This is a genomic window from Corallococcus caeni, assembly GCF_036245865.1.
Lineage (GTDB): Bacteria > Myxococcota > Myxococcia > Myxococcales > Myxococcaceae > Corallococcus > Corallococcus caeni.
The window spans coordinates 1,458,879-1,484,541 of sequence record NZ_BTTW01000002.1 but is presented as its reverse complement, the minus strand read 5'-3'; the positions used below and the strand labels follow the sequence as shown (position 1 = coordinate 1,484,541).

Below are 25,663 nucleotides of genomic sequence, written 5' to 3'. Positions count from 1 at the left end.
CCCAGAAGGCGCCGGGCCGCTTCGTTGAGCCTGACAGGGATTGCCAGGCCCCCTTCACGGAAGGCAGACTTCACTCCGGGTGAAATGGACTCCTGTCAGGCGGCACACTTCCGCGCCCCTTTCCGGGCTTCCCACCCGAGGAGACACCGTGAAGATGCTTCGTTGGAGTGCGGCGGCGCTGGCGCTGTTCGTCGTGGGCTGCGGGAACGTGGAAGAGGCCGCGCTGGAGCCGGAGGCGCTGGCGACGCAGGAGTCGGAGCTGCGGGCCTGTTCGACGTCGCTCGACTGCGTGTCCCCCTGTGTTTGCAGCAGCGGCCTGTGCGCCGTCGTCGCCGGTCCGCAGCCGCCCGCGGGCTACTGCGACCAGGCGCCCGTGCGCGCCTGCACCACGGGTTCGGACTGCGCCTCCGGCTGCAATTGCGTGAGCAACGTCTGCGTCGATGCCGGCTTCAGCCCGCCCGCCAACTGCCTGCTGGCGCCTCCGGATTCGTATGAGAGCGACAACACGCACACCGTCGCGTCCTCGTACAATGGCACGCCGCAGCTCAACCACTCCTTCCACCGCCAGAACGACGTGGACTGGGTGCTGGTGGCCACGCCGATAAACCAGGTGATGACGGTGGAGACCTACAACCTGCGCAATGGCCCGTGGATGCGCATCGACATCTACGCGTACAACTACGCCACCCGCACGCTGGGCGCGCTCGTGGGCAGCACGACGAGCACCGTCTGCTCGCAGCTCATCCCTTCCTGCCTCATCTACCGCGCGACGGCGAATGTCGTGGCGAATGGCGTCTACGCGGTGAAGATCACCGACACGCGCAACCTGCCGGCGGGAGACGACTACACGCCCACCGCGAAGTACGACCTGAAGATGTACTGAGCCCCGAGTCCTTCAGTCGCGGGACGGCAGGTCATCCGCCGTCCCGTCGATGACGCGCTTCGCGATGGCGAAGGAGAAGCCCGCGCGAGCGAGCGCCGCCAGGTCCTTCTGGCGGTGCTCCGCGCGCGTGCTGAGGTCGCGCCGGTAGGGACCCAGCCGCTTCTTGCGCGCCCAGATGAGGGCGGCGGCGTCCTCGGACACGTCCTGGGTGGCCTCCGCCAGCTTCTCCTGCACCAGCTCCGGCGCCACGCCCTTCATGCGCAGCTTCTGGGTGATGACGCGCGCGCTGCGGCCGGACGCACGCAGCGAGTGCACGCGCGTCTCCGCGTAGGTCCGGTCGTTGATGAGGCCGTTGCGGATGAGCTTCTCCGCCAGCGCGTCCACCCAGCCCACTCCTTCCGCGCGGTCACCGCCGTGGAACTTCACGGAGCGGTCCACCCGGCGCATCAGCACACGCTTGAGCTGGCTCACCGTGGCCGCGTAGCGCTTGAGGTAGTGCAGCGCCGCGTTCTCCAGGTAGCGCTGCGACACCTTCCGGGGCGGCTTCGGCTTGCGAGGCTCCCGGCGGCGCTCGGTGTCCCTGTCGGTTGGATCATCCATGGCGGGACAGCTCTACCACCCGGGTCCGACCCATGGGGCCGCGTCCGGTGTCCCTCCAGGGTGTCCGCCCGGGGCACGTCCGCCCGGCTGCTCTCAAGTAGAGCGTCACGGCGCCGCCTGCGCCCGCGCGTAGTGCGTGGGCGGCTGTCCGACGTGCCGGGTGAAGGCCACGCTGAAGGTGCTCGCGGAGCTGTAGCCGACCTGCTCCGCGACCTCGGCGACGGTGACGTCCTGCTTGCGCCGCAGCAGGTCCTTCGCCAGGGCCATGCGCCAGCCGAGCAGGTACTCCATCGGGGCAACGCCCACCGCGCGGCTGAAGCGCTCGAAGAACGTCGAACGGGACAGCGCGGCCTCCTTCGCCAGCTGTGCCACGGTCCACGCCCGGGTCGGGTGCTCGTGCATCCGGCGGATCGCGACGGACAGGCGCTCGTCGGCGAGCCCGCGCAACAGGCCCGGCGACGCGGCGGTGCCCGCCGTGGAGCGGAGGGCTTCGATGAGGAGCACCTCCATGAGGCGGGCGAGGATGACCTCGCGCGCGGGCCGCCGTTCGCGGGACTCCTCCCGCACCAACTCCACGAGGGCGGAGAGCCGCTGCTCGCCGCGGATGTGCACGAACTGGGGAAGGAGCGACACGAGCAGGCTCGCGTCCGGAGAGGCGAAGACGCAGTACCCCACCATCATCCGGACGTCGGGTGGGCCCTGGAAGTCGCCGTTCCGGATTTCACCATCGGGCAGCACGATGCGCGGCGTGTCGTGCCTTCCCTTCGGCGGCTCGATGCTCGACGTCGTGAAGTCGAATGCGGCGGGGATGAGGACGAAGTCCCCCTTCTCGAGGATGACCGGCTCGCGTCCGTCGACCGCGAGGCGGCTCCGCCCCATGAGGACCGCGCAGTAGAAGGGCCGCCCCTTCTCCGCGCGCCGCACCCTCCACCGGCCCGCGGCGCTGACGAACTTCGAGAAGGGGGCGCCCGGCTGGAGCAGCGTGACCACTTCCGCCAGCGGATCCACCATGGCCGGACTCCTGCGAATGAAATCTGGACTCCCTGTTGTAGCAGGTCCGGACGGCGCTCCGTATATCCGTCACCGGAACCCGCACCCCAGGAGACGCCATGAAGACGATTCTGATCACCGGCTGCTCGTCCGGCTTCGGCCTCGACACCGCCCGCTACTTCCTCGAGCGCGGCTGGAAGGTCGTCGCCACGATGCGCACGCCGCGCGAGGACGTGCTGCCCCGCTCCGAGCACCTGCGCGTGCTCCCGCTCGACGTCACCGACCCGAAGAGCATCCGCGAGCTGGTGGAGGCCGCCGGCCCCATCGACGTGCTGGTCAACAACGCGGGCGTCGGCCTGCTGAGCGTCTTCGAGGGCACCCCGATGGAGACGGTCCGCGCCACCTTCGAGACGAACACGTTCGGTGTGATGGCCGTGACCCACGCGTTCCTGCCCCAATTCAGGCAGCGGAAGGCGGGGGTCATCGTGAACGTGTCGTCAGGCACGACGTTCAAGCCGCTCCCGCTGCTCGCCGTCTACACCGCGAGCAAGGCGGCGCTCAACGCGTTCACGGAGTCACTCGAGCTGGAGCTCCAGCCCTTCAACGTGCGCGTGAGCCTGGTGATTCCGGGACGGTCCCCGGAGACGCCCTTCGGGCAGAACGCGCAGGCCCGGATGCGCGACCAGGGCGTCGCCGTCCCGGAGGCGTACGCGGACTTCGTGCGGGGCATCTTCGAGAAGAGGGCGGGCCAGCAGTCCGAGCCGTTCACCCGGTCGCTCGACGTGGCGGAGGTCATCTGGCGCGCGGTGAACGACCCATTGAGCCCGCTCCGCCTGCCCGCGGGTGCGGACGCCGTGGAGATGGCCAGGACCGGCACCTAGGATGGAGGCATGCGCTCCCCCATCCTGAAGGCCCTCTGTCTCACGCTGACGTTCCTGGGTGGAACGTCCGCGGGGTCGGAGGACGACCTGCCTCCCATGCACCAGCGGTTCACCAAACCGAAACGGGTGCGCGAGTGGCAGCAGTTCTGCCGGAAGTCGGATGACTTCAACCCGCTCTTCGGCGTCGACGCGCTCAACACCTACCTGGTCTCCATGGGCAAGGAAGGTTGGGAGCTGGTCCTGATGGATGCCCAGTTCGGGATGGTGTGCTTCAAGCGCCCCGCCTCATGAAATCCCCCGTGTCGATCCGGCGCGAGGCCATTCGTTATGAGGAGGCAGGTCACACCCCACGCCAGGAGTCACCCCCATGCGCTTCATGCTCATCCCCCGCCCCTCCACGCTCGAGCCCACGCACTCGGACGCGCCCTTCGACGAGGCCGTCTTCATCGCGCAGATGAAATTCAACGAGGAGATGCACAAGGCGGGCGTGCTCATCGCCTCCGAGGGCCTCAGCCCCTCCCCGGGCGCGCACGTCGTCTTCAAGGGCGGCAAGTCCACCGTGAAGGACGGGCCCTACGCGGAGACGAAGGAACTCATCGGCGGCTTCTACGTGCTGGAGGTGGCGTCGAAGGAGGAGGCCATCGAATGGGCCCGCCGCTATCCGGGCGGGATGGGCAACGACGACGTGATGGAGGTCCGGCCCCTCACCGGCGCCGGAGACATCCCGCCGGAGCTGGTGGCGCTCATCGAGAAGGTGGCCCCCACCTGGAGCCAGACCTTCAAGAAGTCGTCGTGACCCATGGAAGCCTCGCTGGTGCCACCGACTCGCGGGCGTGCCGTGCCCGAACTGCCATGAGTTCGACACGCGCGCTGTCCTCTACTCCCCGGCGTCACGCAAGGTCGTCGTGCTGAACGGCTGCTACGGCTACGACTCCCAGGAGTCATGGCCCGACACCCAGCGAAGACGCTCACCGCGGTCTGCATCCTCTGCGTGGCCGGCTCCGCGCGGGCCGCCTCGCCCTCGGAGCTGCCACCGGGGGTGAGGCCCTTGTTGGAGACCGCGCAGGCCATCAACAACGGCCTGACCCAGACGAGCTACGCGTACACGCAGGCGCCGGACGGCCAGCCGCTCATCCAGCAGCAGGAGGGCGGCTGGACGGCGTACACGGACTGCTCGGGCTGGGTGAGCTACCTGGTGGGCAAGACCCTGCCCACGCAGTACGCGGCGGTGCTGAAGTTCAAGACGGAGCGGTTCCCGGGTGAGACGAAGTGGAACTGGCCCCGCGCGTTCATCTGGGAGGCCTGGTTCCACGGCCTGGGCACCGCGCCGGCCCAGGGCGCGGGCTTCACGGCGGTGACGGACCTGCGGCAGGTGCGGCCCGGGGACGTCATCTCGTGGTGCCTGGGGGACTGGTGCGACGCCGGGCGCCTCCAGACACGCAAGAGCGGCAAGGGTCTCAACAAGGACACCGGCCACATCCTGCTGGTGATGGGGACCGCGAAGCAGGTGTCGCCCGCGAGCGACGGCGCGCCCGCGGTCTACGCGGTGCCGGTGCTCGACGCGTCGGACCTGAAGCACCACGCGGCGGAGGGTGCATCCGTGCTGCCGCTGAAGGCCGTGCGGAGCTACGCGGGCTGCGGACCGGGGGCGAAGGACTACGACCCGCGCGCGTACCAGCCCGGCCAGACTCCCACCTGCGGCGGCGTGGGCCCGGGCGCCATCCACTTCCAGGTGGCTGCGAGGGGCAGCCCCACGGGGTTCCAGTTCGGCCCCCGCGACGCCTTCCATCCGAAGTCGCCGGAGCAGGGGCGCATCTCCATCGGCCGGCCGGTGACGCAGGCTGCGGTGCGCTAAGCCTCCCCGCCCGCTCTCCATGGGAGGAGGCCCGCTGGAGCCTCCCCGTCCCGTGCGCGTCTATACTGCCGCGCGCATGGCCCCCCTGCCCGCCCCCGCGCTCGAAGCCTCCGAAGCCCCGGCGTCCCTGCGCTTCCAGGGGCTGTGGCTCTTCTCGCCCCGGGCGGACCTGAGCATCCTGCTGCTGCCCACGCTGCTGCTCCTTGCCTCCGTGTGGCTCGCGAGCCTCACCGGCGAGGGCTCGCAGGGGTTCGCCCAGCTCATCGGCCGGTGGACGTCGCAGTACGTCTTCCTCAACGGCACGCACGTCGTCCTCACCTTCCTGCTGGTGGGCACCCGGCGCGAGCTGCTGCACACCACGCCCACCCAGTCCCGGCTGCTCGTGGGCGGCTCCTCGGCGGTGTTCGCGCTCACCTTCGGGCTGCTCTGGTACGGGGACACCTACGCCCCGCTCCTCGCGCTGCTCCTCGGTGCGGGCATCCACGTCCTCGCCGCGCACCACACGCTGTCGCAGGTGAAGGGGCTGTGGGCGCTGCACGGCCTGAGGGCCCGCGCCGCGGGCGCCCCGCCCCTGTCCGAGTCCGAGCGCACGCTCCAGCGCCAGTTCGTGCCCGTCGCGCTGTCGCTGATGATGCTCCGCTCCCTGGCCCTGCCCGTCACCAGCGCCCTGGGCTCGCGGCCCATGATCAACATCGGCCAGGCGGAAGCCGGCTCCCTGCCGCATGGCCTCACCTGGGTGCTGCTCGCCGTCTGGGGCGTCTTCGCGGTGAAGCTGGTGCTCGCGTTGCGCGGGCCTCCAGGCCAGAGCGGCCCCCGGCGCGTGTACGTCCTGGCGCACGTGGCGGTGGTGGCGGTGTACCTCGTGTGGCCGCTGTGGGGCGCCATCCTGAGCGCGGGCATCCACGGCCTGGAGTACTTCTTCCTCACCGGCCGGATGCTCCAGCCCACGCCCTCGGAAGCCACGGCCCGCCTGCGCGGCCCGCGCGTGTGGGCGGCGATGCTGGCCCTCATGGCGCCCATCATCCTGGTGGGCGTGGCCAACAGCCCCTTCGTCGCGCTGGTGGACGGGGCGACGGGGGGCGCGGCCACGGCCTTCCTCCTGCGGCAGCAACCGCTGTGGTCGCTGGGCGTCCTCGCCACCAACGGCGTGGTGCTGGCGCACTACTTCGCGGACGCGTTCCTCTACCGCTTCCGCATCCCCCGCGTGCGCGAGGTGACGCTCCCCCGCCTGGGCCTGGGCTGACCGGCCCGCCTGCCCGCCCTCCAGGCCCATTCGCGCCATGCCTTCCCCTGGAGCGCCCGGGAAGGTAAAGCACCAGGGCGTGAAGAACCTGGCCGTTGAGAACCTCCCGCCGTCGTCGCCCGAAGTCGACACGGCCCTGCCCCCCGACATCCGCGCCGAGGACGTGCGCCGCGCCACGGCGCTGCTCAGCACGCTCGCCGAGCACCGCGTCCTGCTGCGCCGCATCCCGGAGGAGGACCACCACGCCCTGCTGGCCGCCGCGGGCCGGCTCGTCCACCCGGACAAGGCCTCGAAGGTCCGGCTCTCGAACGCGCTCAAGAAGGAGCGCAAGGACGCGCAGCGCGCCAACGACCGCGCGGTGCGCTCGGGCACGGAAATCCGCATGCTGCGCAAGGCGCCGGTGCTCACCCTGCCCATGCTGCCTCCACCTCCGCCGGAAGCGGTGCCGGAGCGCCTGCTGGAGGTGCCGCGCAAGTGCTACGTGTGCAAGACGGAGTTCCGCAAGCTCCACTTCTTCTACGACGCCCTGTGCATCCCGTGCGGGGACCTGAACTACGCCCGGCGCACGCAGCGCGCGGACCTCACCGGCCAGGTGGCGCTCATCACCGGCGCGCGGGTGAAGATTGGCTTCCAGGCGTCGCTGATGCTCCTGCGCTCGGGGGCCACGGTCATCGCCACCACGCGCTTCCCCCAGGACGCGGCGCACCGCTACGCGCGCGAGCCGGACTTCGCGGACTGGGCCCACCGGCTCCAGGTGCACGGCCTGGACCTGCGGCACGCGCCCAGCGTGGAGCTGTTCGCGCGCCACATCGAACAGACGTACGAGCGGCTGGACATCCTCATCAACAACGCGGCGCAGACCGTGCGCCGCCCGCCGGGCTTCTACCAGCACCTGCTGGAGGGCGAGCTGCGCGAGGCCAGCACCCTGCCCCCCCAGCTGCGCCCGCTGCTCGCGGGCCACGAGTCCTGCATCGCCGCGCTCCGGCCCGCGCTGGGCCCGGGCGACGGAGGGAACACCTCCCTGCCCGTGGCGACCTGGCGCAGCAGCGACCCCGCGCTGGGCATCCACTCCTCCGCGGCGCTGTCGCTGTTGCCCTACGCCATGGAGCAGGAGGGCGACACGCAGGCCCTCTTCCCGGAGGGGCGGCTGGACGCGGACCTCCAGCAGGTGGACCTCAGGGCCACGAACTCCTGGCGCCTGCGGCTGTCGGAGGTGCGCACCGCGGAGATGCTGGAGGTGCACCTGGTGAACGCGGTGGCGCCCTTCATCCTGTGCGGGAAGCTGAAGCCGCTGATGCTGAAGGACCGCTCGCGGCCGGGCCACATCGTCAACGTGTCCGCGATGGAGGGCAGCTTCTCCCGCTGGACGAAGACGGACAAGCACCCGCACACCAACATGGCCAAGGCCGCGCTGAACATGATGACGCTGACGTCCGCGCCGGACTACGCGCGCGACAACATCTTCATGAACGCCGTGGACACCGGATGGGTGACGGATGAAGACCCCGCGCAGCACGCCGAGCGCAAGGTGCAGGAGCTGGACTTCCAGCCCCCGCTGGACATCCTGGACGGGGCCGCGCGCATCGTCGACCCCGTCATCACCGCCGTGAACACCGGCGAGTGCGTCTGGGGCAACTTCTTCAAGGACTACCGCTCCACGGACTGGTGAGGCTCCGAGCCGCTCAGCGCAGCGCGCCCCAGTTGTAGGTCGCGTTGCTCCCGCCGGTCAGCACGCGCCAGTACGTGCCGTAATACCCATACGTGTCCTTGATGGCCTTGTAGCTGCTGGACACGTTCCAGTCGTTGGGGCTCGTCGTGCCCAGGTTGTAGACGAGCGAGTCCCCCCACACGGAGTAGATGGCCCACGGGCGCGCATCCAGCTCGGACACCGTGCCGTAGCGGCTGTCGCCCCAGCGCACCGGCAGCTTGTCCGTCTCCGCCACCATGCGCGGTTTGTTGTAGCCCGCGAGCCCCGTGTAGAACTGCGCCGGGAAGTAGGGATTACCGTGGTAGATGTCCACGGCCACCACGTCCACGCGGTCGTTGCCCGGATAGTAGTTCCACGGGTCCCCGCCGTACGTCCCGTCCCACTCATACGGCGACCAGACGAAGACGAGGTTCTTCAAGCCACGCGTCTTGACCAGGTAGTCATGCGCGATGATCCACAGCTGCTTGTACTGGGCGGGGTCCTGGTTCGCCCACCAGAACGGCGACGCGCTCCCCTTCTTGTTCATCTCGTGGAAGGGACGGAACAGCACCGGCACGCCCTGCTGCTGGAGGTACGCGAGCTTGTCCGCCGCGAAGGACAAATCCCGAAGCAGCGCCTGGTACTCCGCCGTGTTGGCCTGCCAGTTGATGACCCGGCCCATCCACGCGTAATCCATCCACGACTGCCGGAAGGTGTTCTCCCAGCTCTTCACCGACGCGCCCGGGTAGGACTGGTGGAAGCTGAATCCGACGATGCCCTCGCCGTAGATGAAGCGGTCGCGCGCGAAGCCCACCGCGGAGTCCACGTAGGGCTCCGCGTACGTCGAGTGGTAGTTGCCCGGCCCGAAGTCCAGCTCCACGAAGCCCGGGCGGCGGCCGGAGATGTCCCCCACCTTCACCCAGTACTCACCGGCGTAGGCCTCCTTATGGGCCTCGCAGTGCTGCCCCATGATGGTCTGCTTCGTCCCACCGTTGCGGCTGTTGTTCTCCAGGTCCGTCAGCAGGTTGTAGACCCTCTGCGCCTGCGCCGTGGGACCCGGCGTGCTCAGGGTCCGGGACACCTGCGCTTGGGCCGTGCCCGCGCCCAGGCACAGCACCAGCGCCGCCAGCAGGAAGGAGAGGGATGGCTTCGGGGGGACGTGCGTCACGCGGGGACCTCCAGTGGCTGCCCGGGGAGCGGCCAGGGTGTCACCCTTCACGCATGAATTGCATGAATTTCAGCTTAGACAAATCTGTCCACCGGCGTGCGGGCGGGTTCGCAAGGCCCTGGATTCACTGCCAAAGGGCCGGGCCGGTGGTATCAAGCACGCCACCATGTCCGAAAAGCCCTCGCCCCTGTTCAACGCGGTCCCCGTGGAGATGGACTTCCCGGCCGAGGAGCGCCGCATCCTGGCCTTCTGGAAGGAGCGCGGCATCTTCGAGAAATCGCTCAAGGCGAACGAAGGCAAGCCCTCCTTCGTCTTCTACGAAGGCCCGCCCACCGCGAACGGCCTGCCCCACAACGGCCACGTCCTCACGCGCGTCATCAAGGACCTGTTCCCGCGCTACCAGACCATGCGGGGCCACTACGTGCCGCGCAAGGCGGGCTGGGACACGCACGGCCTGCCGGTGGAGGTGGAGGTGGAGAAGGAGCTCCGCATCCACGGCAAGGCGGAGATCGAGAAGTACGGCGTGGAGCCCTTCACGGAGCGCTGCATCGAGTCCGTGTTCCGCTACACGTCGGAGTGGGAGCGGCTGACCCAGCGCATCGGCTTCTGGGTGGACCTCAACGAGGCCTACGTCACGTACCACCGGGGCTTCGTGCAGAGCGTGTGGTGGGCGCTCTCCGAGCTCTACAAGAAGGGCCTGCTGTACCAGGGCCACAAGGTGGTGTGGTGGTGGCCGCGCGGCGGCACCGCGCTGTCCGCCGCGGAGGTGGGCCTGGGCTACAAGACGGTGGACGACCCCAGCGTCTACGTGGCCTTCCCGCTGCGCGACGCGCCGGACACGTCGCTGCTCATCTGGACGACGACGCCCTGGACGCTGCCGTCCAACATGTACGCGGCCGTCAACCCGTCCGTGGACTACGTCACGGTGGACGCGGGCGACCGCAAGCTCATCCTCGCCGCGGCGCTGCGCGAGGAACTGGCCAAGAAGCTGAAGAAGGACCTGCCCGTGCTGGCCACGCAGAAGGGCAGTGACCTCGTGGGCAAGCGCTACACGCCGCCCTTCGACACGTACTTCGCGAAGGAGGCGGACGCCACGCTGCCCCTGAAGGACGGCGGCTCCGACACGGTGGGCTGGCGCGTGATTCCGGCGGACTTCGTCACGCTGGACAGCGGCACGGGCATCGTCCACACGGCGCCCGCCTTCGGCGAGGACGACTACAAGGCCTACCGCAAGGACGCCACGCGCTTCGCGGATCCGGAAGCGCTGCAGATGCGCTGCGCGGTGAAGCCGGACGGCACGTTCTCCGAAGAGGTGCCGCTCGTCGTGGGCCGCTTCGTGAAGGACGCGGACAAGGACCTGCAGCGCAACCTGAAGGAGCGCGGGCTGCTCATCCACACGGAGCAGTACCGCCACGAGTACCCCTTCTGCTGGCGCGCGGACGAGGACCCCCTCATCCAGTACGCCCGCCCCGCCTGGTACATCCGCACCACCTCCGTCATCGAGCAGGCCAAGGCGAACAACCAGCAGGTCAACTGGGTCCCGGAGAACATCAAGGACGGCCGCTTCGGCGACTTCCTCGACAACAACGTGGACTGGGCCCTGTCGCGCGAGCGCTACTGGGGCACGCCGCTGCCCTTGTGGATCCACTCCGAAACGGGTGAGACGGAGGCCGTGGCCTCCATCGCGGAGCTGCGCCAGAAGCCGGGCAACAACGTGGCCGCTGTCGAAGCGGAGCTGAAGGCGTTCCTCGCCGGCAAGCCGCACGAGTCCAACGCGGAGCACCTCTTGGTCCACAAGCCGTGGATCGACAAGGTGACGTACGAGAAGGCCGGCTCCGGCGGGAAGTTCCAGCGCGTCCCGGAAGTGGTGGACGTGTGGTTCGACTCCGGCTGCATGCCCTTCGCGCAGTGGGGCTTCCCGCACGCGGAAGGGTCGCAGGCCATCTTCAACCGCGCGTTCCCGGCGGACTTCATCTCGGAGGCCATCGACCAGACGCGCGGCTGGTTCTACTCGCTGCTCATGGTCAGCACGCTCCTCTTCGACGAGGAGACGCAGAAGCGCATGGGCCTGACGCCCAAGCGCGAGTGGCCCATGCCGTACAAGAGCTGCATCGTGCTGGGGCACGTCTCCGACAAGGAAGGCAAGAAGGAGTCCAAGTCCAAGGGCAACTACACCCCGCCGGAGATCATCCTGGACGAGGTGCGCATGGACTTCGCGGTGCTCACCGCCACGGAGGCCGGCGTCCCGGCGGAAGCCGGCGTGGCGCTCATCGCTCGCGAGGACCTGGAGGGCCTGGACACGCAGGAGGGCGCGAAGGTGCAGCTCTTCCGCCCGGACCGGCCGGACGCGCCCGTCACGGTGACGGTGAAGGTGCACAAGAAGCTCAAGCGCCGCGTGGTGCTGCTGGCGCCGCAGGAGCTTCAGCAGCTGGGCGTGAAGCCCTCCGCGCGCGGCGTGGACGTGATGCCGGTGGAGGTGCCCCGGCTGGCGCCCACGGAGCGCGTGGTGCTCAAGGACCCCGCCACCAAGGCCCCGGGCGCGGACGCGTTCCGGTGGTTCTTCTACGCGGCCAGCCCCACCTGGTCCAACACGCGCCACTCGCTGGCGAACGTGCGGCTGTTGCAGAAGGACTTCCAGGTCAAGCTGCGCAACGTCTACTCGTTCTTCACCATCTACGCGAACATCGACGGGTTCCATCCCGCGAAGGGCAACGCGGGCGCCACGGAGGCCCCGTGGCTGGCCATCCGCAAGAGCCAGGGCTGGCGCGAGGTGAAGGCCCGGCCGGTGCTGGACCGGTGGATCCTCTCCGAGGTGCAGCTCACCCTGCGCGACGTGGCCAAGGCGCTGGACACTTATCAGGTGTACGACGCGGCCCAGCGGATGGTGGCGCTGGTGGACGCGCTGTCCAACTGGTACCTGCGCCGCAGCCGCGAGCGCTTCTGGGCGCCGGGCTTCGAGCAGGACAAGCAGGACGCGTACTTCACGCTCTACGAGGCGCTGACCACCATCACGGCGCTGTCCGCGCCCTTCATCCCGTTCTTCGCGGACGAGATGTGGGGCAACCTGGTGGGCAAGCCGTGGGGCGCATCTCAGCCGGAGAGCGTGCACCTGGCGCGCTTCCCGGACGTGGACGCGAGCCTCATCGACGAGGGGTTGGCCGCGGAGATGGGCGCGGTGCGCGAGCTGGTGTCGCTGGGCCTCAAGGTCCGCACGGACAACCGGCTCAAGGTGCGCCAGCCGCTGTCGCGCGCGGACGTCATCCTGTCGCGCCGCGAGCTGACGGAGCGCGTGGCGGTGTACCAGGCGCTCATCTCCGACGAGCTGAACGTGCACACCGTGAAGCTGGTGGAGCCGGGCAGCCCAGAGGCGGACGTGGTGCGCTACCGCGTGCGCCCCAACCTGCGCGCCATGGGCAGCCGGCTCGGCCCCAAGCTCGCGCCGGTGCGCAAGGCGTTCGACTCGGGGGACGGCCGCGCGCTGCACCACGAACTGCTCACCACGGGCAAGGTGGCCCTGAACGTGGGCGGCGAGGACATGGTCTTCCCAGCAGAGGAGCTGGAGACGCTGGTGGAGGCGCAGCCCGGCTACGCCGCCGCGGGCGGCGCCGTGGGCGTGGTGGTGATGCACACGCAGCTCACCGAGGCCCTGGTGGACGAAGGCCTGGTGCGCGAGCTGCTGGCGCGCGTGCAGGGCGCCCGCAAGGACATGAACCTGGGCTACACCGACCGCATCCGCCTGTGGGTGGACGGCGATGACCGCGTGAAGCGCGTCGTCGACGCGGCTCGCGACGAGATTGCTCGCGAGACGCTGGCCTCCGAGATTCACGTGGGCCCCCAGGGCCTCACCGGCACGGAAGAAGAGGCCAGCCTCAACGGCCTGCCCGCGAAGCTCCGCGTCGAGCGCGCCTGAGCTCCGGACCTCCGGAGAGCCGTGAAAGACAGCTCCGGGTCATCACCTCCCCGGGGCTGTGAATGCAGACATCCGGTGTGGAGCCGGGAGGACCGGGAGGGCGTGGGCGCCTCCCGGGCCACTCCCGTCTTGCCGCGTCAGGGGGCGCGTGTTACGCGGCAGGCCTCCTCCCTGATTTCGCAAATCATTCTCAACATGCCCATCCAGAACCGAAGCCGTCCGCGCCGCCTCGTCCCGGGGGTGCTGCTTGGCGCCTCGTTCGCCGTCCTCGCCTCCCCTGCCCTGGCGCAGGAGCCCGCCGCGCCCCAGGAGGCTCCGGCGCCGCCCCGGGCTCCGGAGTCCCCGGCCGCCACGCAAGACCCGAGGGACGACGAGCTCTACGTCCTGCCGACGGTGACGGTGGACAGCGAGCGCGCCAACGGTCCGGTGAAGGGCTACACCGCGCGCCGCAGCGGCAGCGGCACGAAGACGGACACCGCGCTGATCGACACGCCGCAGGCGGTGTCCGTGGTGGGCCGGGCGCAGATGGACGCGCAGCAGGCGCAGTCCGTGACGGAGGCCACGCGCTACACGCCGGGCGTGCGCTCGGACACGTTCGGCGCGGATCCGCGCAACGACTGGTTCCTGATTCGCGGCTTCTCGTCGCAGGAGGGCGGCTACTTCCTGGACGGGCTCCAGCTCTACTCCAGCAGCTTCGCCACCTGGCGGCTGGAGACCTTCGGCCTGGAGCGCGTGGAGGCCGTGCGCGGCCCCGCCTCCGTGCTGTACGGCGGCACGTCGCCGGGCGGCCTGCTCAACATGGTGGGCAAGCGCCCGCCGGTGGAGGGCTCGGTGCGGCACGTGGAGGTCGGTGGCAACACGTTCGCCAACGGCTACGTGGGCGTGGACCTGGGCGGCGCCATCGACTCGGGCAACCACTGGCGCTACCGGGTGACGGCGCTGGCGCGCGGCGGCGGCACGCAGGTGGATGAGACAGACAACAACCGGCTCTTCATCGCGCCGGCCCTCACCTGGGCGCCGTCGGAGCGCACGTCGCTGACGCTGCACGGCAGCTTCCTGGCGGACCGCACGCAGGGGCAGAACTTCCTACCCTACGTGGGCACCGTGGTGGACGCGCCCTACGGCCGCATCCCCACCGACCTCTTCACCAGCGACAAGAGCCTGGACCACTTCCAGCGCAACCAGTCCTGGGCGGGCTACGAGTTCTCCCACCGCTTCAACGACACCTTCACCCTGCGGCAGAACCTGCGCTTCGCGCACCTGGGCCTGGACTTCCAGACGCTCTACGGCGTGGGCTACGCGGGCGAGCCGGCGGACGCGCGACTCTCCCGAGGCAACTTCGTCACCCGCCCGAGCGCGAACCTCTTCACGGTGGACACCCAGGGCGAGGCGCGCTTCACCACCGGCCCCGTGCGCCACACGGTGCTGGCGGGCGTGGACTTCAAGAACTACCGGCTGGACGACGAGCAGGGCTACGAAGCGGGAGCGCCGCTGGACCTGCTGAACCCCGTGCGCGGCGACTACACGCCCACGGAGTCGCGCTACACGCTGAACCGGTCCACGCAGGACCAGCTGGGCGTCTACCTCCAGGACCAGCTGCGCTTCAACGACCGGCTGAACCTGGTGCTGAGCGGGCGCCATGACTGGGTGGGCCTGGACGTGGACAACGCGCTTCTGCCCACGTCCAGCTACGACGGCAGCGAGAGCGCCTTCAGCGGCCGCGCGGGCCTGCTCTACCGGTTCGACGTGGGGGTCGCGCCGTACGTCAGCATCTCGCGGTCGTTCAACCCGGTGGCCGGGACGAAGTCGGACGGCTCGGTGTTCGAGCCGGAGAAGGGTCAGCAGGTGGAGGCGGGCGTGAAGTACCAGCCGGAGGCGTTCCCAGTGCTGGTGGGCCTGTCGCTGTTCGAGCTGAAGCGCCAGAACTTCGTCACCACGGACGGAGCCTTCAACCAGTTGCAGATTGGAGAGGTCCGCTCGCGCGGCTTCGAGGTGGAGGCCAACGCCACGCTGATGCGCGGGCTGAGCCTGATTGGCTCCGCGTCGCTGTACTCGCTGGAGATCACGGAAGGCGCGGACCTGGAGCTGGGCAAGCGCCCGGTGGGCGTGCCGGAGGTGTTGGCGTCGCTGTGGCTGGACTACACGTTCCAGGACGGCGCGCTGCGGGGCTTCGGCGCGGCGGCGGGAGTGCGCGGCGTGGGCAGTTCCTACGCGGACCGCGAGAACACGCTGGAGGTCCCGGGCTTCACGCTGGTGGACGCGAACGTGCACTACGAGCGAGGCCCCTGGCGCGCTGCCATCAACGCCTCCAACCTGGGGGACAAGGCGTACGTGTCCTCGTGCAGTTCCGCGGCGGCCTGTTTCTACGGCGAGCGCCGCCGCGCATCCGCCACCGTCGGCTACACCTGGTAGCCGTCGAGCAGAATGGCAGGCCCTTCCGGGAGCGGGAGCACCACCGCCGGGAGGGGCCTGACGCCATCACACGCAGCCGCATCAATGCGGGCTCTTGCCTGGCACCTTTCCGCCGGGAAGGGCCCCATGTCGTTCCCGGATACGACGCCCCGGGCCATCACAAGCCTTCCCGGGATCTCAGACCCTCAGTCATGGGTTCTGCCCCAGGGATGAGAAGGTGAGAACCCAGCGGCGAGTCCCCGTCAGCGGCACACGTCACGAACCGGTCCGACTGTCGGACCAGTTGGGACGACCACGGCTGGGGGCACCCGCTCCATCTGAGCAACGGAAACCTGTCCGACTGTCGGACAAGTTCGGAAGCCCGCCGACCGGAGGCCTCGGCCACCTGGCCAGTGGAAACCTGTCCGACAGTCCGACAAGTTCGGAAGCCCGCTGACCGGAGGCCTCGGCCCCCCCCGACCAGTGGAAACCGGTCCGACTGTCCGACAGGTTTGGTCCCCCCGCGGTGGCACCCGCCCCATCCAGCCAGCGGAAAGCTGTCCGACTGTCGGACAGGTTTGGAGGACCGCATCGGCCGGGGGGCGGGCAGCGTGGCGGCCGAGGCACGGCGCGTCTCGCGCGCATGACAGACCCTCCGGTTACGCTTTGACGAGAGGCCCTTCGGGCGCATCGCCACTGCCTACAGGTTCCGCTGCCTTGCGCCTGCGCAGTCCCCACGCGAGCCCGCCGCAACCCAGCGCCATCGCGACCAGGAACGTTTCCGCCACGAACACCGGGGGCAGCCCCCGCGACAGCGCCGTGAACAGGTTTGCGTCCTGCGTCACCACGTCACCCACCACCACTGCGCCGAACAGCACCGCGGCCGCTGCGCACAGCATGCTGCCCACGCGCCGCGATGAACCGCTCGGCACGAGCGCGATGACGACCGCGAACGCCCACGCTCCCAGGAACAGGCCGAACTCCCAGTCCCCTCGACGCGCCAGTGTCCACGGCAGCACGCGGTTCGCGGCGCAGTACACCGCCGTGCCGAACGCGAGCCCGGCGGACACGCCCACCGTCAGCCGCTCCAGCACGCGGTTGCCCCGGCGCGTGCGCAACGGGTCGCGACGCTCCAGCCAGATGAGGTTGCCTGTGACGAGCACCGCGCACATCGCCAGCGCCAGCAGCGCGTAGAGCGGCTTCATCAGCGCCTCCGCGAACCGGCCCGCGTGCAGGTCGAAGAGGAGCCGCTCGAAGCTGAAGTTCGGCGTGCGGGACTCCATGCTCGTCCCGAACGTCTCCCCCTTCACGGTGTCCACGTGCGCGAAGTGGTCCGGCCCCAGCGGAGACAACTGGAAGTACACGCCCGCCCAGCCATTCGCATCGCCGTAATCGTGAAGCTCCACGTACCGGGGCGTCCCCTCCGCGCCCGGCACCGACGCACGCGCGCGGTCCACCACCGCATCCAGCGACAGCATCGGCGCGTCCCTCCCCGACGCCTCCCGCACCGGCACGCTGTAGCCACGCAGCCGCGCCACCCGGTCCGCCTGCCCCCGGTACACCGCGCTCCCGAAGCCCTGCGCCGCCAGACCCGCCAGACACAACACCGCTCCCGTCCACGCCAGCATCGCGGTGAACGGCAACCCGAAGACGCCCAGCACCTTGTGCGCGTCCGACGCGGAGAAACGCGGCTTCACCGTGGGCCGGAAGCGCCACCACTGCGCCCGCAGGTCCTTCAGGTGGATCCACAGGCCGCTGACCAGCGCCACCAGCAGCGCCACCGACACCAGGCCCGCGAACTCCATCCCCCACGGCACCCGGTAGAAGAAGTGCATCCAGTACAGCTCGCTGGCCAGCCGGCTGCGCTCCGGCAGCGCGGTGCCGGTGAGCGGATCCAGCCACACCACGCGCAGCCCGGCGGGCTCGAAGAGGTACGCGGTGATGAAGCGCGTCTCTTCGTGCGTGAGCAGCCCCACGTGCGCGCCACGCGGCAGCGGCCCCTGCTCCTTCACCCGCGCGAGCATCGCGTCGAACGACGGCGGCGACTCCGAGGGCGGCGCGACGTGGAGCGCGGGCTCCTGCCACACCTCCAGCTCCTCGCGGAACATCGCGAAGACACCGCAGAAGAAGATGATGAACAGGAACAGGCTGGCGATGACGCCCGCCCACGCGTGCAGGTCGAACTGGATGCGGAACGTCCGGGGCGACAGCTTCATCGCGGGCCTCGAAGCATCAGCGCGACCGCCACCGGCACCACCACCGCCAGGCACACTCCCCACGCCACCCGGCCATCCCGTGCCAGCGGCAGCGTGCACGCGAGCCCCACCCACACGGGCAGCACCAGGTGGAAGCCCAGCGCGAAGGCCCATGGTCCCGACACCGGCAGGAAGGCCATGACCGCCGCCCCCACCGCGAAGGCGACCAGCGGCGCACCCACCACCACCGCCAGCGTCCGAGCCACGGAGTGATTCGCGGCCTTGTCCCCGCGCCCCGCGCTCATCGCCCCACGCCCATCAGCACCACGGGCACCAGCCCGGCCACGCCACTCACCCACGCGAAGGCGCGCGCCCGGGCGGGCCGGGGGGCGAGCACCAGCACCAACACCGAGGCCGCCGTCATCGCCAGCGCCCCCAACACCAGCAGCCCCGCCACCAGCCCGAAGCCGGCCAGGCAGCACCCCAGCGACGCGAGCCCCGGCACCGACGCAGCCCACCGCGCACGGCCGCCACAGGCCAGCCATGACACCGCGGACGCGCAGAAGCACAGCGCGGCGAGGCTCAGCACCGTGACCACCGCGTGGCCCCGTCTCTTGGCTCCAAGTTGATAATGATTTGCATCCTCACGACTGTCCCCAGGCCTGTCAAGGCAGGCGGAGACCACCCGTGCTCCCGGTGCGAGCGTCGACGCACGAACACCGCCCGCGCCCTCCGCTTCCAGGAAGCGCGGCGCTCCGGATGATGGCGGCATGAGCGAAGCCACGCCCCTGAAGGGAAGCTGTCACTGCGGCGCGACGCGGTTCGAGGTGACCGCGCCGCCCAGGGACGTCACCCGCTGCAACTGCACCTTCTGCTCCAAGCGCGGCGTGCTCTGGGCCTACTACCCTCCGGAGCAGGTGAAGTTCACGAGCCGCGACCAGGTGGCCACCTACGACCGCAACGCGCCCGTCGCGCACCACCACTGCCAGCAGTGCGGCTGCGGCACTTGGACGGACACGCCCGTCTGGGAGAACAACGCGCCCGTGCCCGGCCAGTTCAAGGTGGGCCTCAACGCGCGCCTGTTCGACGACTTCAACCTGGACGCGGTGCGCGTGAGGTTCGTGGACGGCCGCAACCTCTGGTAGCCGTCACAGGCGCGGGGCGGGCCCTCGGGCCTCCGGGAAGTCGGTGGACAGCGACAGGTCCTTCCACTTCTGGTCCTCCGTCTTGAGCGCGTCCAGCTTCTCCTGCGACAGCTCGAACGCGTCGCCGCCCAGCACCAGGTGCAGCGGCGGCGACGCCATCGCGGCCACCTGGAGCAGCACCTGGGCCGCGCGGTCCGGGTCCCCCGGCTCCTTGCCCGTGCGCGAACGCATGTGCTGCGCGACCACGCCCACCGTGGGCGCGTACTCCGGCCGGAAGTCCGGGATGGTCATGGACGCCCCCGCCCAGTCCGTGCGGAAGCCGCCCGGCTCCAGCACCGTCACCTTCACGCCGAAGGGCGCCACTTCTTTGGCCAGCACCTCGGAGAAGCCCCCCACGGCCCACTTGGCGGCCTGATACGCGCCCAGCCCCGGCGTCGACAGGCGGCCTCCAATGGACGACACCTGGATGACGTGCCCGGAGCGCTGCTCGCGCAAGACCGGCAGCGCCGCGCGCGTCACGTTCATCACCCCGAACAGGTTGGTGTCCAGCTGCGAGCGGAAGTCCTCGTCCGTCACCTGCTCGATGGGCGCGAGGCTGCCGTAGCCCGCGTTGTTCACCACCACGTCCAGGCGGCCGAACGCGTCCACCGCCGCCTTCACCGCCGCCCTCGCCTGCTCGGGGTTCGTCACGTCCAGCGCCACCGCGCGGACCCGGTCCCCGTAGCGCTCCACCAGCGACGACAGCTGCTCCGGCTTGCGCGCCGTGGCCACCAGCCGGTGCCCGGCCGCCAGCACGGCCTCCGCGAAGCTGCGTCCCAGCCCCCGCGAGGAGCCGGTGATGAGCCAGACAAGGGACTTCTCAGAGGGAGCACCCATGGCGGGAATCCTTTCAACTAACTGGTTGGTTACATAGATATAAAGGGCCCCCGGAAAGGGTGCAACCCGGAGTGGGCTGGGGCATGGTGGGGCGGCATGGCTGGAGACGCGCAGAAGACCCGGCAGCGCTTGTTGGAGGCGGCCGCGGCGGAGTTCTCGGAGCGGGGCATCGCGGGCGCGCGCGTGGACCGCATCGCGGCGGCGGCGGGGTGCAACAAGGCGCTCATCTATTCGTACTTCGGCAGCAAGGAGCAGCTGTTCGACGCCGTGTTCGAAGCGCACGTGGCGGAGGTGGCGCGTGAGACGCCCATCGACGCGGCGGACCTGCCCGCCTACGCGGGGCGGCTGTTCGACGGCTTCCAGGCCCGGCCGCAGGTGCTGCGCCTGGCCACCTGGTACGAGTTGGAGCACGGCCCCACCGTGGACATCCCGGAGCCGGTCGCGCGCAACAACCAGCACAAGGCAGCCGCCATCGCGAAGGCCCAGAAGGAAGGGCTCGTGTCGAAGCACTTCGCGGCGGACGAGCTGCTGGCGCTGGTGCTGGCGCTGTCCAAGACGTGGGCCTTCCCTCTGTCCTATTGCGCCACCAGCAGCCCTCCCACGCCCGCGGAGCTCCGCCGGCGCAGGCGCTCCGTCGTGGAGGCGGTCCGGCTGCTGGTGACGCCCGACAGCTCCACGCCGTGAGGCCCCGCGGGTCCTTCCCCCCTTCGTCCAAGGGTCACGTTCGCCGTTGACGAGTCGTGCCCGCGGGAGTGGACCGAGGGCCTGGAGCAGGCCGTCGCCGCCCCACCGACGTCCGCCCGCTCAATTCACGGTGAAGGTCGTGTCGTTGCGGTACAGCAGCGTCTGCGACCAGTCCGCCGTGTAGACGAGCGTGTCCACGCGGTAGGTGCCAGCGCTCAGCGACGTGGGAATGGTGAACGCGGACGTGTAGCTGCGCGTCTGGCCCGCGGTGAAGACCTGGTTCACGTACTGCGCGGATGTCACCAGCGCCGAGCCGACCGCGTTGCGGATCTCATACTTCACCACCAGCGTGCGCGCGGTGGAGGACGTCACGGTGCCCGTCACGTTGAAGGACTGGCCGCGCGTCACCGTCGCCGGGCTCACCGTGGCCTTCGTGGTGGACAGCTGCGCGGGCTGCGGGTTCAGGCCCGCGTAGTAATTCTTGAAGACAGCGGCGGCGTTGGGGAACTCGGTGACGAAGGTGTTGCCGCCGTTGGCGTCCGCGCTGGACAGCTGGTGGTGGCCGTCCGCCGCCTGGATGTCGAAGTACGAGTGGTAGCCCACGTTGTTCGCCGGGTCGAAGATGAACGCCAGCATCTGCTGCACGTAGTACGTGTCATCCCCGCCGCCGTTCGTGGCCGCGTCGTTGACGCCCCACTCGGGCACGGACAGCCGCTTGTTATGCGATTGGGCGAAGCTCTTGAACTTCGTCAGCGCCGGCCCGAACTGGGCGTTCCACACCGACTGCCACCGCGTGAGCGCGCACGACCCCGTGCAGCCCGCCGGAATCGGATAGGCGCCGTTCCAGCCCTGGTCGTACATGTCCAGGCCGATGTAGTCGACGTAAGCGTCGCCCGGGTACGTGGCGCTCAGGTCCGCGGCGGAGATGTCGTAGTTCGGGTTCCAGTCGAACTCGAAGCCCGCGTTGGGCTGCTGCGTGCGCATGGCCGTCACGATGCGGCGGAAGCACGCGGCGAAGTTCGCCTGCTGGCCGTTGCCGGAGTACCAGGGCATCCAGCTGCCGCTGAACTCCCAGCCCAGGCGGATGAGGGTCCCCTGGAGCTCGTAGGCCACCAGGTTGGTCGCCAGGTTCTTGAAGCGCTGGTCATACGAACCCGCCGCGCACGACGCGAGCGTGCCCTGCCCGCTGGGGAACATCGCCACCGAATAGTTGAAGCGCCGGCCCGCCTTCGCCTTCACCCAGGTGCGCCACGCGCCCAGTTGCCAGCCCGGGTTCTCGATGTTGCCCCACGAGTCCTTCGCCTGGTGCCCCTGGCCCATCTTCACGTCGAAGCCCAGCCAGGTGGAGTACGCGTTCACCGCGTTCGGCTGCGAATACACCTCGCCCCGGTACACCCCCGTCAGCGGATCCGCCGAAGCGATCAGCCCGGCACACAGCGTGGACACCACGGCAACGGAGACGAAGCAGCGCTTGAGGCCCGGATGCATGAGGACACCCCTGGAAGGAAAAAGAAGACCTTGCAGGCTATACATGATTTACAGCTAGCAACTCCTGGCAACTGTCGACGGGCCCTGTTCCGGCCCCGTCCAGGCTCCGCTCTCCGGCAGGGGCTTTCAGGACCCCTGTCAGACACCGTACTGACGTACTGCGAAACATTGCTCGGAATTTTGAGCCTGCTCACAAGGCAGTGCTACCCTCGCAATGACTCTCAACCCGGAGGACACATGCGTGGAATTGTTTCAGCGTTGATGCTCGGGCTGCTCGTTGGCTGTGGTGGCGCCATGGAGCCCACGGCGGAGGATGACACGACGAGCCAGACGGCCCCTCAGCCCGGCGCCGACGTCACCTCCTCGGTGTTGCTTGAGTGCGATGTGCTGGATGGCATGTCATGTCCATCCGCCGGGGCCAACCCGCGTACGTGTATTCGCCCCGGGGGCGTGGGCCACGCCTACTGCTATTGCGACGGCGAAGGGTACGATTACTGGCGCTGCTATTACTAAAGGCTCGCGCTGAAATCTGACGCGCGGACAGCCTCTCCTTTCGTCAGCGGCTGTTACAGGTCGACACGGAGCCCGCCGGCTTCACCGTCGGTGGGCGCACGCCGATAGGCTCCGGGGCCCACGCCCCAGCGCCGCTTGAAGGCCTTGCTGAAGGCGGGCGCGCTCTCATAGCCGGCGCGCTCGGCGATGGTGTCCAGGCTGTCGGTGGATTCCCGCAGCCAGCGCGCGGCGCGGATCATCCGCCAGTGGGCCAGGTAGTGCAGGGGCGTCTCGCCCACCAGCGCGTGGAAGCGCGCGGCGAACCCGGAGCGCGACACGCCCACGGCCTGCGCCAGCCGCTCCACCGTCCAGGGCGTGCCGGGCTGCTCGTGCATCAACGCGAGCGCGTTCCCGATGGCGGGATCCGCCAGCGCCTTCCACCCCGCCTGCCGCGCTCCCGCCAGCGCCGTCTGGGCCCGCAGCGCATGGACGAGCAGCACGTCCGCCAGCCGGCCCAGCACCAGCGCGCTCCCCGGCCCCGGCAGGGCGGTCTCCGCGGTGATGAGCTGCACGGTGGCGGCGAGCGACGGCGTCCCCTGCCCCTCCTGCGTGGACAGGCGGATGATGGAGGGGAAGGCCCGCAGCAGCGGATGCTCAGGGTCCACGCCGAACTGGAAGCAGCCGGTGACCAGCGTGGTGAGCGGCCCTGCTCCACCCAGCCGCGTGGTGGGCGGGCGGAGCAGCTGCGCTGGGACGAAGTCGCTCGCGGCGGGGGCGCGGCGGCCGCCGTCATCCAGCACGTGCGCGGGCGCGCGGGGCAGCAGCACCACGTCCCCGGCGGACAGGAACACCGGCTTCGCCGAGCCCTCCACCTGGAGGCGCAGGCTTCCGCGCGCCACCACGTAGAAGGACGCGTTGGCCTTGCGGGGCATGCGCACCGCCCAGGGAGCGCCCAGCTCGAAGCGGCCGAAGAGCAGCGTCTTGAACCGCAGCGTCTCCAGCACGTCGGAGACCACGTCGGTCTTTTCGTCCGGAGGCATTGGACGGAAAGACAGTTCTTTTGGACGCAGTGACATGGAGCGTCCATAACGGACGCCCTATTCCTGGTCCATCACCTCTTGCTGGAGGCCACACATGGACCGCACTCCCCCTTCCCCTGACCTGGACCGGCTGATGGACGCGCACCTCGCGCTCATCGCCACGGACGTCGAGCGCTGGCTCGCCCTCTTCACGGAGGACGCCGTCGTCGAGTTCCCCTACGCCCCCTCGCTCGGCGGGCCTGCGCGGCTGGAGGGCAGCTCCGCCATCCGCGCCTACTTCGCGCCCATCACGCAGCACTTCCAGGGGCTCACCTTCACGAACGTCCGGCGCTACCCCAGCGTGGACCCCACGACGGGCTGGCTGGAGGTGCACGGCACCGCGACGCTGCAGCCCGGGAACATCCCCTACGAACAGGACTACGTGATGCGGATGCAGGTGCGCGACGGCCGCATCGTGCACTACCGCGAGTACTGGAACCCGCTGGCCGCGCCCCGGGGCACCTTCGAGTCCTTCACCCGGGAGCAGGCATGACGCGCATCCTCGTCATCGGAGCGGCCGGCAACACGGGACGTCCCATCGCGGCGGGGCTCACGGCGGAGGGCTTCACGGTACGCACCGCCACGCGCGACCCGCGGCCGCCCGTCGCCGCAGCGGAGCACGTGCGCTTCGACTGGGCGGACCCGTCCACGCATGGGGCCGCGCTGGAGGGCGTGGACCGGATGTACGTCCTCGCGCCCGGGCTGGTGGAGGACCCGTCCGTGCTCATGATTCCCGTCCTGGAGCGCGCGCTGGCCGGCGGCGTGCGGCGGGTCGTCCTGCTCTCCGCGTCCGCCGTTCCAGAGGGGGCCCCGGGGCTGGGGCAGGTGCACCGCTTCCTGCGCACGCATGCGCCGGAGTGGAGCGTGCTCCAGCCGTCATGGTTCATGCAGAACTTCACCAACCCCGGCCACCATCACGACGCCGGCCTCCGGCGCGACGGCACGCTGGTGACGGCCACCGGCCAGGGACGGGTGGGCTTCGTGGACGCGGGAGACATCGCGGCGGTGGGCGTCCGTGCGCTCGCGGATGCCGCGTCCCATGACACCGCGCACGTCATCACCGGGCCCCAGGCGCTGAGCTACGACGACGTCGCGGCCATCCTGTCCCGGGTGTCGGGCCGCGACATCCGGCACGTGCACGCGACGCCGGAGGAGGCACAGCGGCACCTTCAAGCGTCCGGCATGCCGGAGGTCTATGCGCGCTTCCTCACGCTGCTCGACACGTCCATCCGTGACGGCGCCGAGGACCGCGTGACGGACACCGTGCTGCGCGTCACCGGCCGCGCGCCGCGCGACTTCGAGTCATTCGCCCGGGCGCACCTGGACGTCCGGCGCTGATTCACCCAAAAGGCCGTGCGGTCCCATGGGCGCCCGTCAGCAGGCCCGTGAGCCCTGCGATGAAGCAGGCGGCGCCCACGAAGGACGTGGGCATCACCAGGAACTGCGCCCAACCGCCGCCGCCCACGTCCAGCGCGAGCTGGCCTTCAAGGCCAGGCTTGCGAAGGTCAGGCTTCGACTCGGAGCTCATGGCTCATGAATCCACGGGCTCCCCGACTGCGTTCGCTCCCCACCCGGGCGCCACCGTCCGGTGGGCGGACGGCGGCGCGGACGGCTCAGGTGCAGGTCTTCGGATAGCTGCTGTTCGGCAGGCAGACCTTCACCTGCCCACCGTTGCAGCCGCACCAGTTGGACGTGCACTGCGAATCGCTGGTGCACGCCGTCCAGTTGCCACACTGCTTCGGGTACGTGTCGTTCGGCAGACACACGCGGGTCGTGCCGCCGTTGCAGCCACAGCGGTTGGAGGTGCAGTCCGAGTCTCCACTGCACGACGCCCAGTTGGGCTGCAGCTGGGACTCCACGCTGCCCATCTCCACTTCCGGCGCCACGTCCTCCGACGCGACGTCCACGCCACCGCACGCCAGCAGCGGCAGCACCAGCAGGGCCAGGAACAGGCTTTGACGCTTCATCACATCGCCTCCATGCAAGGGGGATGTCCCGGGCCAATGGGAGTGCGACTCCCGGGACGTCCAATCCCTACCAGCAGTAAAAATTCATGTCAAAGCTGCTTAATCAGATTTAATTGAATTAAATGATTT

Annotated in this window: 24 protein-coding genes; 13 read left to right on the top strand and 11 right to left on the bottom strand. The window is 69.7% G+C overall.

Translation table 11 applies throughout. The features are described 5' to 3' along the window. Positions 1 to 154: 154 nt before the first annotated feature. Positions 155 to 883, top strand: a complete 729-nt coding sequence (locus tag AABA78_RS14115; protein WP_338263539.1) for a hypothetical protein — start codon at positions 155 to 157, stop codon at positions 881 to 883. A 12-nt stretch (positions 884 to 895) separates the two neighbouring features. On the opposite strand, the gene AABA78_RS14110 is transcribed toward AABA78_RS14115, so the two are convergent. Continuing rightward, complete coding sequence (locus AABA78_RS14110; protein WP_338263538.1) at positions 896 to 1,483, bottom strand: regulatory protein RecX; 588 nt, start codon at positions 1,481 to 1,483, stop codon at positions 896 to 898. A 105-nt stretch (positions 1,484 to 1,588) separates the two neighbouring features. Then, entirely contained in the window at positions 1,589 to 2,494 is a 906-nt protein-coding gene (locus AABA78_RS14105) for an AraC family transcriptional regulator (protein ID WP_338263536.1), read from the bottom strand. Between the two features lie 98 nt (positions 2,495 to 2,592). On the opposite strand from AABA78_RS14105, the gene AABA78_RS14100 reads away from it, so the two are divergent. The 6 genes from AABA78_RS14100 to AABA78_RS14075 all read left to right on the top strand — a co-directional run bounded on the left by AABA78_RS14100 (position 2,593) and on the right by AABA78_RS14075 (position 8,121). Beyond that, positions 2,593 to 3,354, top strand: coding sequence for an SDR family oxidoreductase (locus AABA78_RS14100; RefSeq protein ID WP_338263535.1), 762 nt, complete (start codon positions 2,593 to 2,595; stop codon positions 3,352 to 3,354). Positions 3,355 to 3,363: 9 nt separating this feature from the next. Further along, positions 3,364 to 3,645: a hypothetical protein gene (locus AABA78_RS14095; protein WP_338263534.1), complete on the top strand. Its 282-nt coding sequence runs from the start codon at positions 3,364 to 3,366 to the stop codon at positions 3,643 to 3,645. A 76-nt stretch (positions 3,646 to 3,721) separates the two neighbouring features. Then, the gene (locus tag AABA78_RS14090; protein WP_338263532.1) at positions 3,722 to 4,150 is read left to right on the top strand and encodes a YciI family protein; all 429 of its coding nucleotides are present in this window, start codon (positions 3,722 to 3,724) and stop codon (positions 4,148 to 4,150) included. A 147-nt stretch (positions 4,151 to 4,297) separates the two neighbouring features. Next, positions 4,298 to 5,209, top strand: coding sequence for a hypothetical protein (locus tag AABA78_RS14085; protein WP_338263531.1), 912 nt, complete (start codon positions 4,298 to 4,300; stop codon positions 5,207 to 5,209). 52 nt (positions 5,210 to 5,261) lie between these two features. Beyond that, positions 5,262 to 6,452, top strand: a complete 1,191-nt coding sequence (locus tag AABA78_RS14080) for a hypothetical protein (RefSeq protein ID WP_338263530.1) — start codon at positions 5,262 to 5,264, stop codon at positions 6,450 to 6,452. A 37-nt stretch (positions 6,453 to 6,489) separates the two neighbouring features. After that, entirely contained in the window at positions 6,490 to 8,121 is a 1,632-nt protein-coding gene (locus tag AABA78_RS14075; RefSeq protein ID WP_338263529.1) for an SDR family NAD(P)-dependent oxidoreductase, read from the top strand. 13 nt (positions 8,122 to 8,134) lie between these two features. Here the strand turns inward: AABA78_RS14075 and AABA78_RS14070 are convergent, their stop codons facing one another. Further along, complete coding sequence (locus tag AABA78_RS14070) at positions 8,135 to 9,307, bottom strand: glycoside hydrolase family 26 protein (RefSeq protein WP_338263527.1); 1,173 nt, start codon at positions 9,305 to 9,307, stop codon at positions 8,135 to 8,137. Positions 9,308 to 9,473: 166 nt separating this feature from the next. Here AABA78_RS14070 and ileS point away from each other — a divergent pair, with 166 nt between their 5' ends. Beyond that, entirely contained in the window at positions 9,474 to 13,217 is a 3,744-nt protein-coding gene (gene ileS, locus AABA78_RS14065; RefSeq protein WP_338263526.1) for an isoleucine--tRNA ligase, read from the top strand. Between the two features lie 195 nt (positions 13,218 to 13,412). Then, positions 13,413 to 15,629, top strand: a complete 2,217-nt coding sequence (locus AABA78_RS14060; RefSeq protein ID WP_338263525.1) for a TonB-dependent siderophore receptor — start codon at positions 13,413 to 13,415, stop codon at positions 15,627 to 15,629. Between the two features lie 638 nt (positions 15,630 to 16,267). Here the strand turns inward: AABA78_RS14060 and AABA78_RS14055 are convergent. From AABA78_RS14055 to AABA78_RS14045, 3 genes are read right to left on the bottom strand one after another with little or no spacing between them, the layout of a single operon-like run. Next, on the bottom strand, positions 16,268 to 17,824 hold the full coding sequence (locus AABA78_RS14055; RefSeq protein WP_338263524.1) for a PepSY-associated TM helix domain-containing protein: 1,557 nt from the start codon (positions 17,822 to 17,824) through the stop codon (positions 16,268 to 16,270). Beyond that, the gene (locus AABA78_RS14050) at positions 17,821 to 18,108 is read right to left on the bottom strand and encodes a hypothetical protein (RefSeq protein WP_171416936.1); all 288 of its coding nucleotides are present in this window, start codon (positions 18,106 to 18,108) and stop codon (positions 17,821 to 17,823) included. Before AABA78_RS14050 ends, AABA78_RS14055 begins: the two co-directional genes overlap by 4 nt. Continuing rightward, entirely contained in the window at positions 18,105 to 18,401 is a 297-nt protein-coding gene (locus AABA78_RS14045) for a hypothetical protein (RefSeq protein WP_338263523.1), read from the bottom strand. Before AABA78_RS14045 ends, AABA78_RS14050 begins: the two co-directional genes overlap by 4 nt. Positions 18,402 to 18,573: 172 nt before the next feature. On the opposite strand from AABA78_RS14045, the gene AABA78_RS14040 reads away from it, so the two are divergent. Further along, on the top strand, positions 18,574 to 18,948 hold the full coding sequence (locus AABA78_RS14040) for a GFA family protein (protein WP_338263522.1): 375 nt from the start codon (positions 18,574 to 18,576) through the stop codon (positions 18,946 to 18,948). A gap of 3 nt (positions 18,949 to 18,951) precedes the next feature. Here the strand turns inward: AABA78_RS14040 and AABA78_RS14035 are convergent, their stop codons facing one another. Then, positions 18,952 to 19,824, bottom strand: a complete 873-nt coding sequence (locus AABA78_RS14035; RefSeq protein WP_338263521.1) for an oxidoreductase — start codon at positions 19,822 to 19,824, stop codon at positions 18,952 to 18,954. 96 nt (positions 19,825 to 19,920) lie between these two features. Here AABA78_RS14035 and AABA78_RS14030 point away from each other — a divergent pair, with 96 nt between their 5' ends. Further along, positions 19,921 to 20,508, top strand: a complete 588-nt coding sequence (locus AABA78_RS14030) for a TetR family transcriptional regulator (protein WP_338263519.1) — start codon at positions 19,921 to 19,923, stop codon at positions 20,506 to 20,508. Positions 20,509 to 20,628: 120 nt separating this feature from the next. Here AABA78_RS14030 and AABA78_RS14025 read toward each other — a convergent pair whose 3' ends face one another. Further along, on the bottom strand, positions 20,629 to 21,996 hold the full coding sequence (locus AABA78_RS14025) for a glycoside hydrolase family 26 protein (protein WP_338263517.1): 1,368 nt from the start codon (positions 21,994 to 21,996) through the stop codon (positions 20,629 to 20,631). 566 nt (positions 21,997 to 22,562) lie between these two features. After that, entirely contained in the window at positions 22,563 to 23,528 is a 966-nt protein-coding gene (locus AABA78_RS14020; RefSeq protein ID WP_338263516.1) for an AraC family transcriptional regulator, read from the bottom strand. A 94-nt stretch (positions 23,529 to 23,622) separates the two neighbouring features. Here AABA78_RS14020 and AABA78_RS14015 point away from each other — a divergent pair, with 94 nt between their 5' ends. Beyond that, positions 23,623 to 24,060, top strand: a complete 438-nt coding sequence (locus AABA78_RS14015; protein ID WP_338263515.1) for a nuclear transport factor 2 family protein — start codon at positions 23,623 to 23,625, stop codon at positions 24,058 to 24,060. Beyond that, a complete protein-coding gene (locus tag AABA78_RS14010; RefSeq protein ID WP_338263513.1) occupies positions 24,057 to 24,905 on the top strand; it encodes an NAD(P)H-binding protein in 849 nt (282 codons plus the stop codon). The genes AABA78_RS14015 and AABA78_RS14010 overlap by 4 nt, the downstream gene beginning before the upstream one ends. A gap of 1 nt (position 24,906) precedes the next feature. On the opposite strand, the gene AABA78_RS14005 is transcribed toward AABA78_RS14010, so the two are convergent. Together AABA78_RS14005 and AABA78_RS14000 are read right to left on the bottom strand one after the other, a co-directional pair. Beyond that, a complete protein-coding gene (locus AABA78_RS14005) occupies positions 24,907 to 25,095 on the bottom strand; it encodes a hypothetical protein (RefSeq protein WP_338263512.1) in 189 nt (62 codons plus the stop codon). An 85-nt stretch (positions 25,096 to 25,180) separates the two neighbouring features. After that, positions 25,181 to 25,534 carry a hypothetical protein gene (locus AABA78_RS14000; RefSeq protein WP_171416946.1) on the bottom strand — a complete coding sequence of 118 codons (354 nt, stop codon included), beginning with the start codon at positions 25,532 to 25,534 and terminating at the stop codon, positions 25,181 to 25,183. Between the last annotated feature and the right edge of the window lie 129 nt (positions 25,535 to 25,663).